General features: G+C 60.8%; 10 protein-coding genes. 1 reads left to right on the plus strand and 9 read right to left on the minus strand.

Features of this window, described 5'->3' with window-relative positions:
- Positions 1-10: 10 nt before the first annotated feature.
- The 9 genes from trbJ to rlxS form a co-directional block, all read right to left on the minus strand.
- Positions 11-766 (minus strand): P-type conjugative transfer protein TrbJ, encoded by a 756-nt coding sequence (gene trbJ / locus V1293_RS09375; protein ID WP_334508743.1) that lies wholly within the window; start codon positions 764-766, stop codon positions 11-13.
- 51 nt (positions 767-817) lie between these two features.
- Positions 818-3,412, minus strand: a complete 2,595-nt coding sequence (gene trbE, locus V1293_RS09380) for a conjugal transfer protein TrbE (RefSeq protein ID WP_334508745.1) — start codon at positions 3,410-3,412, stop codon at positions 818-820.
- On the minus strand, positions 3,406-3,663 hold the full coding sequence (locus V1293_RS09385) for a VirB3 family type IV secretion system protein (protein ID WP_247830988.1): 258 nt from the start codon (positions 3,661-3,663) through the stop codon (positions 3,406-3,408). The genes trbE and V1293_RS09385 overlap by 7 nt, the downstream gene beginning before the upstream one ends.
- Positions 3,663-4,034, minus strand: a complete 372-nt coding sequence (locus V1293_RS09390) for a TrbC/VirB2 family protein (protein ID WP_334508749.1) — start codon at positions 4,032-4,034, stop codon at positions 3,663-3,665. The genes V1293_RS09385 and V1293_RS09390 overlap by 1 nt, the downstream gene beginning before the upstream one ends.
- Before the next feature lie 20 nt (positions 4,035-4,054).
- Entirely contained in the window at positions 4,055-5,038 is a 984-nt protein-coding gene (trbB, locus tag V1293_RS09395) for a P-type conjugative transfer ATPase TrbB (protein WP_334508751.1), read from the minus strand.
- Positions 5,031-5,585, minus strand: coding sequence for a CopG family transcriptional regulator (locus tag V1293_RS09400; RefSeq protein WP_334508753.1), 555 nt, complete (start codon positions 5,583-5,585; stop codon positions 5,031-5,033). Before V1293_RS09400 ends, trbB begins: the two co-directional genes overlap by 8 nt.
- An 11-nt stretch (positions 5,586-5,596) precedes the next feature.
- Positions 5,597-7,624, minus strand: coding sequence for a conjugal transfer protein TraG (locus tag V1293_RS09405; RefSeq protein WP_334508755.1), 2,028 nt, complete (start codon positions 7,622-7,624; stop codon positions 5,597-5,599).
- 382 nt (positions 7,625-8,006) lie between these two features.
- Positions 8,007-9,149 (minus strand): nucleotidyltransferase family protein, encoded by a 1,143-nt coding sequence (locus V1293_RS09410; protein WP_334508757.1) that lies wholly within the window; start codon positions 9,147-9,149, stop codon positions 8,007-8,009.
- A gap of 143 nt (positions 9,150-9,292) precedes the next feature.
- Positions 9,293-11,260 carry a relaxase/mobilization nuclease RlxS gene (rlxS, locus tag V1293_RS09415; RefSeq protein WP_334508759.1) on the minus strand — a complete coding sequence of 656 codons (1,968 nt, stop codon included), beginning with the start codon at positions 11,258-11,260 and terminating at the stop codon, positions 9,293-9,295.
- A 657-nt stretch (positions 11,261-11,917) separates the two neighbouring features.
- Here rlxS and V1293_RS09420 point away from each other — a divergent pair.
- On the plus strand, positions 11,918-13,600 hold the full coding sequence (locus tag V1293_RS09420) for a metallophosphoesterase (protein ID WP_334508761.1): 1,683 nt from the start codon (positions 11,918-11,920) through the stop codon (positions 13,598-13,600).
- Positions 13,601-13,608 lie beyond the last annotated feature (8 nt).

Below are 13,608 nucleotides of genomic sequence, written 5' to 3' on the forward strand. Positions count from 1 at the left end.
GTCCCCTCCTTTACCGTCCGCCGGTATAAGCGCGACCGTCTCCGATGAAGCGGGTAAATCGCTCGCGCCCGGCCTCCGCGGAGGCCTGCTGCTCGACCGCACGCAAGGCTTCGGTCCGGGCCTGCGTCGCGACGAGTGCCTGGGCCTGCAGCGACTGCTTGACCTGAAGCGCCAGCAGCTCGTTGCCGGACTGCTGAGCCTGCAGGGACCCGACGGCGCCCGAAGAATTGGCCATCAGTGTACGGAGCGTCTGCCCGTCCTGGTCGAGCGCGGAGGCAATCATCGCCTGGGTCACCAGCGTTTGCTTCAGCGCCTGATAAGTGTTGTCCCAGCGGGCTGTCGCGTCCTGCACCATCCGGTTTGTGGACATGGCTGCTGTATATTGACGCGGATAAAACCGCTCAAAGTCACCTTGGGTTTTCTGGACGTCGAACGAGATGCCCTTGGCCTGGGCGATCAGATTGTTGATCTCGTTGATCTTCGAAGCGAGTTGGCCAACGACGCTGCTTGGCAGGCTCGTCAGGTTTCTGGCGCCGTTGATCAGCATCTGCGCCTCGTTTCCGAGGCTCTTTATCTGATTGTTGATCTGATCCAATGTCCTCGCGGCGGTCAGAATATTCTGGCTGTAGTTCGACGGATCGAACACCACGATTTGCGCCCCAAGCCGTCGCGAACCATTGATCGCAACGACCAGTGCCAGTCCGATTGCGACGACGCTGGTCGATATTTTTCGTGGAACGGATTTGCCGAATAGCTTTTCCAGCATCAGATGGACTCCGGACTAGAGGGAAGGAAAGATTGCAGGCAACGCGCGGAATCACGCGTCTCTGACATGTTGGAAGGTGCTGATCAGATTGGCGGCCCACTGAAGATCTCGGGCAGCGAGGTAGCGTTCCGCGAATTGGCTGGGGCCGTTGGCGAGTAGTGCCTTGATCAGTCGCTGATCCTCGGGTGATGAAGCCGCCGCGAAAGCAAGCGCAATTGGACCGAGCCCAAGCTCGAACAGGCGATTGCCGGCGCGAGATTGCAGGTAGTAGTCCCGCTTCGCAAAGGCTTCCGCGATCAGGCGCACTTGTGTGTCGTTAAGGCCGAAACGGCGGTAGGTCTCCGACTGCGCTGGCTCTAGTGCCCGAGGGTTTGGCAGAAATATCCGGGTTGGGCAGGACTCAATGATCGCCGGCGCAATCTGGCTGTCGGCAATGTCACTGAGTGACTGGGTCGCGAAGACCACGGCGACGTTCTTCTTGCGGAGCGTCTTCAGCCATTCGCGGATGCGATCGGCGAACAACGGATCATCCAGGAACAACCACGCCTCATCCAGGACCAGAAGCGTCGGCCGGCCATCAAATCGCGCCTCGAGTGCATGAAACAGGTAGGTCAGCACGGGCGCCACCAATCCAGGCAGCGCCATCAGTTCTTCCATCTCGAACGTCAGCACATCGGCGCTGGACAGCCTGTCCGCGTCGGCATCAAGGAAGCGCCCGTAAGGGCCTTCCAGCGTATAAGGCGTCAGCGCCTGACGCAGTGCGTCGCGTGCGAGCAGCGCCACAAGCCCGGTCATGGTGCGCTCGGCAACTGGCGCCGACCCAAGGCTCTTCAAGGCCGACCAGATCGTCTCCTTGACCTCGGGCGTGATCAGTACCCGTTCATGGGCAAGAACGCCGCACAACCAGTCAAGCGCCCAGAGCCGCGCTCCCTCGTCGTCGACATCGCGGAGTGGCTGGAACGCTAGTCCGCCCTTCACCCCCAACTCATACCAGGCGCCGCCGAGCGCAAGCGTTGCCGCTCGGGCCGAACGACCCTTGTCGAAGATCACGAGCTGAGATCTTTGATAGCGGCGGAATTGAAGAGCCAATACCGACAGAAGGACAGATTTACCGGCGCCCGTTGGCCCAACGATCAGGCTGTGGCCGACATCGCCGACATGCAGCGTCAAGCGAAACGGCGTCGCGCCCTTGGTTTTTGCCAGGAGAAGCGGCGGTCCATCCAGATGTTCGCAGCCCGCCTCGCCTGCCCAAACGGCAGACAAGGGGCACATATGGGCGAGGTTGAGGGTATGGACGATCGGCTGACGTAGATTCGCGTAGGCCTGCCCGGGCAGGCTGCCGAGCCAGGCTTCCACCGCGTTGACGTTCTCCCGGATCGTGGTGAAGCCGCGGCTGTTGATGGCTCGTTCGACCGCGCGAATCTTTTCGTCGGCGGCGTAGGAATCTTCGTCGTGAACCGTGACCGTCGTCGTGATGTATCCGAATGCCACGAGATCATCTCCGAGTTCCTGGAGCGCCGCGTCAGCGTCGACTGCCTTGTTGTCGGCGTCGGTGTCGAGCAAGGCTGCCTGCTCGTTGAACATCACCTCCTTCAGGATGGCGCCCAGGGATTTGCGCTTGGCGAACCATTGCCGCCGGTAGCGGGAAAGTGCTGCCTGGGCTTGCGTCCGGTCGAGCGGCAGGAAGCGCGTCGCCCATCGATAGGCGACGCCGAGCCGGTTCAAATCGTCGAGCACGCCCGGAAACGTGACGGCCGGAAAACCTAGCACGGTCACGGTACGAAGATGGCTGCGGCCGATTGCTGGCGAAAGTCCTCCGGTCAGCGGCTCATCGCTCAGGAATGCGTCCAGATAGGCGGGAATCTCGGGAACACTGACGGGATGCCGTTTCGTCGAGACACAGCTGTGCAGATAGGTCAGCGTGTCCTTGTCGTTGAGCGCGGCGATTTCCGGCAGAACCGACGAGAGCAGATCGATCGCCCTATCGGTCTCCTGAATGAAGCGCTGGAGATGCTCCTGGTACGGGCCCGCGCGGTCCGGCCGCGCTGCGCGTTGCGCCGGCTGACCATCGCTCACGCTATTATGTCCCGACGCATTGTGGTCGGCCGCGTGCTGCGAGCGAGCGGCGTGCTCTCGCCGAAATAAGCGAGACAACAGCTTCGGGCCGGCCGTTTGATTCCTCGGATTTTCCAGAAACAGAGCCTCCAGCCTTGAGACCCGCTCGGCCGGCGGCAGGTACATGAATGTGAGATGCGAGACGCTCTCAAAATGTTGGCCCCCGTGACGGGAGGGGTCACCCCACGCCGTATCAACCGTTCCCTCAAAGGACGCGCGTCGCTCCTCGTCGACCAGCCAGGACACCGCATCGGGAAATTGCGACCGCGGGTAATCCGAGGCCGGTATGCGGGTGGCATCGAAGAACAGCGCCCAGCCTGAGCCAAATCTTTTCAGGACATTGTTGACGCGGGACGCCGCGCTCATCAGTTCTGCTTCGGTCGCGCTGTCGAGATCTGGACCGCGGTAACGAACTGTGCGCTGGAAACTGCCGTCCTTGTTCAGGACAATTCCGGGCGCAACCAGACAGGCCCAGGGCAGCCAGTCGGCCAGCCGATGTGCGTGGGAGCGGAATTCGCGCAAATTCAGCATGCGAGCCATCCCTTGTGTTTGGTGTGGCGGACAGCGACTTCCACAAAGGCCGGATCGCGCTTGGCAAGCCAGACGGCGACGCCGTGCCCTACGATCCAGAGCACGAGCCCCGCGAGCCAGAGCCTTAAGCCGAGCGCGAGCACAGCCGAAACCGTGCCAAGCAGGATCGCGGCAGCGCGCGGGGCGCCCCCAATCAGGATCGGCTCGGTCAGCGAGCGGTGAAGAACGAGTTCAAAGCCCTCGCGCCGCATCAGATCAGCGCTCCGCCGCCGAACGAGAAAAACGACAGAAAAAACGAACTGGCCGCAAAGGCGATGGACAGGCCGAACACGACCTGGACCATCTTTCGGAAGCCGCCGGACGTATCGCCAAAGGCGAGCGAGATCCCCGTCACCGTGATGATGATGACAGCTACGATCTTTGCGACCGGTCCCTGCACGGATTCCAGAATGCGCTCGAGCGGAGCTTCCCACGGCATGCCGGAGCCCGCCGCCCAACCGGCCGACGTCGTCAGTAACGTGACAACGGCGCCGGCGCCGATGTCGACGATGATGGGCTCGGCAACATAGCGAAGCCGTGCAAGGCAACCACCCGCGGCTAATACTTGCAGTCTGAACGTCATGAACTCTCTCCAGGTCCTGATCAGGGATGATTGGCGGGGGTCGGCAGGCCGGGCGGTATCTCCAGGACGTAGTCGCCTGAAAGATCGAGGCCTTTGACCTCAACAGTTGTCTCAATGCGGCGTCCGGGGCCCCGTCCCTTGATGAACACGACGAGATCGATCGCTTCTGCGATCAGCCGGCGGGGAACGGTCGTTACCGCTTCCTGGATAAGTTGTTCGATCCGATAGAGCGCCGCACGCGCGGAGTTAGCGTGTACGGTTGCGATTCCACCGGGATGGCCGGTGTTCCAGGCTTTCAGCATGTCGAGGGCTTCCCCTCCCCGGACCTCACCGACGACAATCCGGTCGGGACGCAGCCGAAGGGTCGAGCGCACGAGATCGGCAAGCGTTGCGACGCCGGGCTTGGTCCGCAGCGCGACCGCGTCCTTGGCGTCGCATCGGAGCTCGCGGGTGTCCTCGATGATGACCACGCGCTGGTCGAGACCTGCGACCTCGGCCAGGAGCGCATTGGCAAGTGTGGTTTTGCCCGAACCGGTCCCGCCAGCGACCAGGATGTTCTGCCCCTCCGCGACTGCCTCGGTTAGGATTTTTGCCATCGCCGGCGAAGCAATCTGCGCTTCGACATAATCTGACAAATGGAACGTGGTTGTTGCGGGCTTGCGGATGGCGAAGCAGGCCGCCAGCGCTACCGGCGGCAACAGACCCTCGAAACGCTCGCCGGTTTCGGGCAGTTCGGCAGAGACGATCGGAGACGATCCGCTGGCCTCGGCGCGGACGTGGCTTGCAACGAGACGGATGATCCGTTCCGCTTCGTGCGGCGTCAGGACCACGCCGGTGTCGGCCCTTCCGGAACCATGGCGGTCGAGCCAGAGCCGGCCGTCGGGATTGACCAGAACTTCAACAACGTCCGGCTCATCAAGCGCTAATGCGATGGCAGGACCCATGGCGGTACGCAGCATGTTGCGGCGGCGCTCACGGGTCTCGGGCGAGAGGAGATCAGACATTGCCGACCTCCTCTCGTCCTTCCGGAGGATGCTCCGGCGGCTCACCCGTTGCTTCAGTTGCACGGGGATTGGTTTGGTCTCCTGCCGTCGGCTGGCCCAACGGTGCTCCCTCCTCGACATTCCGGAGGAACAGATCCGGATTGGACGAACTGACGCGCTCCATCACATCAGCGACGAGCCTTCCGCCCGAAGCAACGCGTTTGCCGATCTGGGCCACGAACATCTCAAAGCGTTCGCGCCCTAAGGCCCGCGCGGCGTTCTGGTCACCCGATGGCAATGGCGGTGTGATAGTGAGGTAGTAGCGGACAAATAGCGCAATGGTTTCCGCCGTGATCGAAAGATCGCGATCCATCCGGTCGAGCTGGCGGCTCATGCGATCGAGGCGGCGCACGAGGGCTGCGTCGCCACTTTGGTCACGCTCCGGGTTGAGAAAGCGATCGAGCGCTGCGTCAACAATCGCCGACTTGTTGGTTCCTGGCCGGTCGGCTGCCTGCGTAAGCCGCTTGGCGACATGATCGGAGAGATAGACGGACAGTTTCGGTTTCATGGCTTGGTCCATCAAAAAGCTGGAAGCAGATCGTCGTCGTCGCGCGTGACCGCATGGGCGCGGCGAACCGTTTCGGACTGGCTGGCGGCCCGCTGCATCTGGCTGCGATCAGAGGCCGCGTCGGAATCGTCTTCAAAGAGGCTTTCCTCTCCTGGAGGACCCTCGCCGACGCCACGCGCAGGCTCATCGAACAGGGGCAGCTGCTGCTTGAGCCCGCCCTCTTCCTCGGCCTCCTGCAACAGGTCGCGGAACGGAAGCGTTGCCAGCCGGAGATCGACCTGCCTGAGCTGGTCCTGCCAATCATGGGCTCTCGCGGGTGGGCGATCAGCGTACAGGCCGCTATCAAGCCGTGGCGTCGGAAGCAGCCGTCCGGTGAAGTTTGCGTCCTCATAGTGCCGCAGCTTTTTAGCGCGGACAGGCGCAAGCCCCGACACGAGAACGATTGCCTCATCCTGAGGGAGCTGCATCACTTCGCCCGGCGTCAGCAGCGGACGCGCCGTCTCCTGCCGGCTGACCATGACGTGCCCGAGCCAAGGCGCGAGCCGATGGCCGGCATAGTTGCGTTGCGCCCGCAGTTCCGTGGCGGTGCCGAGTGCATCCGAGATGCGTTTGGCTGTACGCTCATCATTGGCGGCAAAGGCAATCCGCACGTGGCAATTGTCGAGGATGGCGTTGTTCTCGCCATAGGCCTTGGCGATCTGATTGAGCGACTGCGCGATCAGGTAGGCGCGGATGCCGTAGCCCGCCATGAACGCCAGCGCGCTCTCGAAGAAATCAAGCCGTCCCAGCGCCGGGAACTCGTCTAACATCATCAGGAGTTGCCGCTGCCTCGGCGCTCCGTCATTTGTGTTCAGTGTTTCGGTAAGGCGGCGGCCGATCTGATTGAGGATCAGCCTGATCAAGGGCTTGGTCCGACTGATGTCGGAGGGCGGCACCACGAGATAGAGCGTGACCGGCCTGTCGGCGGCAACGAGGTCGGCAATCCGCCAGTCACAGGCCTCGGTATTGCGGCCGATGGTCGGATCCCGATAAAGCCCGAGGAAACTCAACGCGGTCGACAGAACGCCGGAGCGTTCGTTCTCGGACTTATTGAGCAATTCCCGCGCGGTCGCAGCGACCACGGGATGAACTTTTGGTGTGTTCGCCGTACCAAGATGGTTGGTCGCCATCATGATCCGTAATGTTTTCTCAAACGATTGGGCGGGGTCAGCGAGGATTTCGGTGACGCGGGTTAGAGTCTTGTTCTCCTCGGCGTAGAGGACGTGAAGGATCACGCCGACGAGCAGCGCATGGCTGGTCTTTTCCCAATGGGTGCGGCGTTCAAGCGCGCCTTCCGGATCAACCAGAATGTCGGCGATGTTCTGAACGTCCCGGACTTCCGCAGCGCCCTTCCGCACCTCAAGCAGCGGATTGTACCGGGCACTCCTGGTGTCGGTCGGATCGAACAACAAGCAATGCGAGAAACGCGACCGCCAACCGGCTGTGAGGTGCCAGTTTTCGCCCTTGATGTCGTGAACCACGACCGACGAAGTCCAAGAGAGCAACGTCGGCAGCACCAGACCGACACCCTTGCCCGAGCGCGTCGGCGCAAAGGACATCACATGTTCTGGACCGTCATGGCGGAGATAGTCGCCGTCGATGCGGCCGAGGAAGACGCCTTTGGCCTGGAACAGGCCTGCGCCAGCGATCTCCTTTGGCGTTGCCCAGCGCGCCGAGCCGTAGGTCGTGACCAGTTGATTTTGCCGGGCGCGCCAGACGGAATTGACGACCGCAAACAGCGCACCCGCAATTCCCCCACCGGCAGACATAGCGCCGGCGCGCTCGAAGATCTCGGGCGCGTACGCTTCGTAGGCGTACCACCACTCGAACAGTCGCCATGGCAGATAGACTGGATAGCCCGACAGCGTGAACCAGGGCGAGCCAAGGCCGTCCTGATAGCCGAGCGCGCTGGCCGTCCATTGTGTCGCGCCCCACGTCGAGGTGACGACGATGCCGAAGACAACGGCAATCTGTCCTACGTAGATTTTTGCCGGAAACATTCTCTGCCCCATTCACAGCGCGACGTGAACGGCGCGATGAAAAGGACGAGAACGATGCACATTCAATCGAAATAAAAATCGGGCTCCGCAGCGAAATCCGCGATGATCAAATGCGAACCGAAGGGATCATGCGCGCTCTAACGTCAGCGTGTGTCAGGAAACACCTCAATAGAATGTGAGCAGTGTGACGACGCTGGCTCACGCTTCCAGCATCCACGTGGCGGACGATGGACTGCTGGCACATTCCCATCGGAATATCCCGACTCGGTGTTCTCCACGACCCAGCGATCTTCCGATTCTGTTCGGCCATCCTGGATTGAGGCGATTCGATCTATTTAGCGCTAGCAAGTCGGGCCGGCACGCAGGACCCGTAATCCGCGCGTCATTTGGGGCGGAGCGTAGAGGCACCGGTTGGCTTATCTGCAAGATCGTAATCGGCAGGGTTGGAGCCGAGTTCGGTTACGCCCCTCGCAAGTTCGGTCCGGAACGAATTCTGGAAGTCGTCGTCATAGGTCGCGATGCTTGTCCGGATCGCGGCTCTCCAATGATCGCCGCGGTTCCAGGCTTCCGTAAAGGCCGAAGCAAGATCGGCATGCTGCCGGTTCGCGATCATCGCTTCGATCATTGACCAGGCCTGAAGCCGGTCTTTCGAGCTCTTTGCGGTTGCGTCGCGATCCTCCTTCCGGCGGGACCCCACAATGAGTTTGTGGATGGCGTATCGCTCCGGTGATGGGATGAGAACTGACACGCCTGCACCGTGCAGTAGCACCGCGCGGATCGGCTCGTAGATCAGGTAGTCGAGAAAGCGTAGCGGCAATGCCGCCGCGCCGCCCAATGCTGGCATCGGGACTGGCTTCCCTGCCTGGTCGTCCGACCACTGATTGGGCGTCAGGAATTCCACCTTGAACTTGTCCCTCGAGACGAACTGGGTGGAGACCCTGCCGTCGACCTGGCTCGGAATCTCGCGAAAGGTCGGATCGACCTGTCGAAGCACCTCCAGGATGGGTGGCATGGAATCCTTGATAGCCACCGAGATTTCGTGGAACTGCGCAAAGTCAGCATCGCCGGTCTGCATGGCGACCGCATCAAGGCGTGTACCGAGCACGGCGGAGTAACATTGGTAGGCAACGGTGCCGACGAGCACTCCCCGCAAGCGGAAGAAGCCGGCCTTCGCCAACCCTTCCACCACTTGGCCAGTCATCGGCAGAGGGCGCGGCAGATATGCCTCGCGCGTCAGTGTGGAAACGAGACGGCGGCGTCCTTTCAGGTCGGCCTTCAAATCCTTGAACGCCTCGACCCTCTTGGTGATTTCAGGATCGTCAACAGGACCGACGTAGCGGCGATCCTGGGCGCCGCCCTCGGGCCTGGGCGTGTCGAAGTACCAATACTTCTTGCCCTTGACCTCCACGGCCACGAACCTGCCGTTCGAGGAGAACTCGGAGGTGAAGCTCTCGTCGAGGCTGCGCTGGACCAGCTCGGAATAGAGCGTCTGATAGGTGATATCGAGACGTTGGGTGGGAGCCATGGCAGATGATCCGTTATACTATTTTCGCAGAAATAGTATAACGAATTGGAACTCAACGCAAGACGGTTATACTAAACCCGTAAAAATAGTATAACCTCCATATATATCAGTATCTTATATAACAATCCTAACACTAATGTAGATTATAAGCCCAGGGCGCGCTTTTGTCCGACTGACCAGGAAATCCCCTCGCCGCCGACGACGCCGGTGACCGCCTGCCCCTTGGCCCGCTCAAGCACTGGCCGCCACGGCACGAGGCTGAAGTCGCGCGCACGTTCAATCAGCGCGAAGCGGCCGCTGTTCAGCGTCAGCATGCGCCGGTAAGTACCTGCGATCCGGTCGCCCGGTTTGGTCTCGGAATAATCAAGGCCGGTCTCGCGCGTCATGCGTGCGCCGAGCTCGGCTAGCTCCCGCCGCTCCAGCGTTTGAAGCAGATTGCGCGCGTAGGCGATCCGTCCGCCGTGCTCGCGCGCAAGGCCCTGCTCCAACAACCACTGGCGTCGCAAACGAAGCGCGCCCTCGAATTCCGCGCCCAGTCCCGTCGATGCGATCATCTGCGGCGACCTGGCGACGAGGTGCTTGTCGAGCCAGGTCGCGCCGGACGCGCCCGGCAATTCGTCAAGACTTTGCCAGGATATCACCGTGATCCGCGCCGGGCTCTGCGATCGACGCGCCGCCTCGAACTGAGCTGCGCGTTCAAAATGATCCGCACCAACGGACCAGTCGCCGCTATTTGAGCGTTCGACCAGACCTTGCCGCCGCATCGCTTCCAGCCGGCGGACATGCGCCTGAATGTACTCCCCGGCGGCCTTCGGATCGAACGCTCGATGCAGCTCAGTGCTATAGACGCCATGGTTGCGGCGAGCGACGTCGGCGACGGTCCGGTCGACGTCGCGCGGGCTGACGTCGCGCGCTCGAACCTCGACGATCGTGTTTCGGATCAAGGGTTCGTCGGTCGCTTGCCGGACTCCGAGATCGGCGTAATGCGTTCGCCCATCGAGCCCGTCCACGATCACGTATCGGCGGTCGTGCAACTCGTCGGAGACCCCTTCTGCGACCAGCCGCCCGATCACCCGCGCGGCGCCGGCCTGCCCGTCGAAGATCACATGGTCACCGGCCTCATGGTGGACTCCTGCGGCGGCCAGATCGCGATGCATCGTCTTGATGATGTCGCCGCGTTCGCCCATCCGCCGCAGCGCCGGCTCCATCTCCGGCATGACCTGCCAAACGCCGGGCGCGGTTTCCTGCGCCAGGCCCATCTGCTCCAGCGTTCGCAGCCGTCCCATGCGCATGGCGTGCCGCCACGGCTCGCGCTCCGGTTTGGCGGCAAGCCTCAAGGTTCCCCCATCCACGTCGCGCAGGATGGCACGATCGAGCCGGGTAAACCGCTCAGCGCCGACTTCGTTCTCAAGCTTGCGAATTGCCTCCAGTTCGCTCTCCGGTCCCAACTCGCGGGTGATGAGCTCGCTGGCGCGCGCGCGGATGCCATGGGCGATGTAATCGCGCGCGATCACAAGATCCTTGCCCTGGTCGTCCTTGCCGCGCACCACGATGTGGCTGTGCGGATGACCGGTGTTGAAGTGATCCACCGCGGCCCAATCAAGCCGGGTGCCGAGGTCGGATTCCATCTGCCGCATCAGGTCACGCACGAACGGTTTCAGATCGGCAAGCTCATTGCTGTCTTCCGGAGCAACAATGAACCGGAACTGGTGGCGGTCTTCCCCGCCCCTCTCCGTGAACGACTTGCCGTCGGCACTATTGCTGCTGGCGTCATACAACTCGCCAGGCTCCCCTTCCCGTGTGACGCCGTCGCGCTGGACGTAGCGCAGATGCGCTCTGACGGCGCCGTTGTCGCCCGCCTTGATGCGGACAATGCGCGCCTTGATGACCACCCGGCGCGCTCCCGCCGGACGTCGGCTCGCGGACAATGTTCCCTGGGCATGGCCGCGGCCAATCCGCGACCCCATGAATGCCGAGCTTTGGCGCTGTCGTCCCGCTCCCGCCTTCGCGGCGATCTTCCGCAAGCGTCTTAGGTAGCCGACGGCCTTGCGGCCGCGGCGGTTACCGATCCGCCCGAGCCTGACCCTGAATTCATCATCGGTGTCCGACATCGCCGCTCTCCGCCTTCGCGCCGGAGCATGTGCGTGCTCTCCTGCATTGCCGCAAGACGCAGGCGTGTTTCGTCAATCGCGCCAAGGCGCTGCGGCCTCTTTGGCGACAATGCCGTTACGGCTGGCGACAAATCTTGGATGTGCAGACAACGACTTAGGCGCGCGTTGGCGCCAGTGCTTTTATCTTGCCCTCGCGTTGACCTTGACAGTTGTTTCTCAATATTGGATCAATTATCAGTTGAGTTGGCAAATTGCATGAAATGTATTGTTCGCGTCCCTGAACACTGCAGCCGAGAAGGAGGCCTTGGAACGCGCATCAGAGCGATGATTTTGGGGGGCCGGCATCTGCATCACCAACGCCGCGTTTGCCTTGGATCGGCCTAGCAGATCAACTGAACCGTCGTCGCGATGCCGTTCGGATTTCGTATTTTTTTTGGACAGCTCTGCTTCAGATTTGGCGAGAAAGATCGGTCTGGCAATTGCAAAGAATGCTTCCCATGCAAAACAGGCCGGCGACGTTGCCGTTCAGATTGCCGAGCCAAGAATAGAGTTATCGACGACTGCAGTAGCGGCCTAACTCGACATTTTTGAGGAGATTATCAGTGGCCGTGCGTTCAAAAATTATCAGGAAGTGTCGCTTGTTTCAGGGAGATATTCATGGCGATTCCGCCTCTTAATAAATACGGCCGTTACCCTCGTATGGCGCACTGGTTCAATCCGATTCTGCTTTTCAAGTTGCTCGTGAACGTAATCCTCTCTTCGATCTTTGGTTCTTACGCCGACCGTCGGTTGATGATCGCAGCGCTCGATACCCCGAACCCTCAGGTGCTGCTCGATCGTGCCAAAGCTTTCAAAGACACCCTTGCCAAGGGAGCCGATGACGCAATCTGGCTCGACTTCGTCGCCGATCTCGGCGACGGTTTTGATAGCACCTATGCCGTAGCAAGCCTTCTTGCTAAAGAATCCCTGCAACTGGCTGGCCAGACATTGCCGCGAGGGCAAGTCTTGATAATGGGCGGCGACGAGGTCTATCCGAAGGCCAGCGAGAACGCCTACCGCTATCAGTTGCGTATGCCTTATGTATGGGCCTTTCCCGACCCGAATCCCGACTCGGAAAAGGGTGTTCCTTTATTTGCCGTCCCGGGCAACCATGACTGGTACGATGGACTAGTCCTGTTTCTGGCTTACTTCTGCGGCCACAAAGCGACGCGTTTCGGTGGCTGGCGCGCTGAGCAGCGACGCAGCTATTTCGCGATTCAGGTTACAGAAACATGGTGGCTCTGGGCGATCGATATCCAGCTAGCGGACAACATTGACCAGCCACAATTCGATTATTTCACCATGATAGCGCAGGGAATGCCGCCAGACTCAAAGATAATCCTTTGCAGCGCTGAGCCGGGATGGCTCTACACTGACACCAATTCCAAGTCGTGGGACATTACCGACTATGCACTTGGAATTGCGAGCGAGGCCAACAAGAACCTTACAATTCCGGTCCTGTTGTCAGGCGATACGCATCACTACAGCCGATATGTCGGGCCGAATAACACGCAATTCATTACATCCGGCGGCGGCGGTGCCTTCCTCCATCCTACGCATCAATTGGAGTCGAGTGTAGTAGTCAATTGGGTCGGTACTTCGCGCACACTTGGTCTCGCCGCGGCGTATCCATCATTCGACGTCAGCCGCCAACTCGTGTGGCGCAACCTGCTCTTTGCAATCAAAAACTGGGACTTTTCGGTCTTGATGGGGCTTGTCTACTGGCTTCTTGCAATTGCAGTGACGCTGCGTGACCAATGGGACATGTATTTGTTTATAGCAGTCGTCTTCGGCTGGTCGCTGACCGGCTATACAACAAACCAGGAAAAATCATATCGGCCGGCCGTGCTGATCACGAGCGCCCTGCACGCGCTTGCTCATATCCTGGTTGTGATCAGCGCGGCGCGGTGGTTCGCCACGTACAACGACTCGCATTTTGCTCTGACCGGCGCCTGGTACAGCAACTGGAAGTGGCTCGGGCTCCTCCTGGTCGAAATGTTTCCGATTGGCTTCCTTGTGGGCGGGAGTTTCTTCGGTTGGAACATGATGCTCACATGCAGATACCTGCGCATGAACCGCAACGATGCGTTCAGCGCCCTCCGCATCGGCGCCTACAACAACTTTATGCGCCTGAAGATCAAGGAAGATTCGATTGAGGCTTTTGCGGTAGGACTTGAAAACGTACCGGACAGGGACGACTGGATGCTCAACCCGAAACACAAGCCCAACATACCCAACGAGCCTCGTTTTATTCCGCGGACACCGTTGCAGCCGCACCTGATTGAGAAATTCAGAATCTAGCGTTTCAC

It is taken from the genome of Bradyrhizobium sp. AZCC 1693 (assembly GCF_036924745.1).
GTDB lineage: Bacteria > Pseudomonadota > Alphaproteobacteria > Rhizobiales > Xanthobacteraceae > Bradyrhizobium.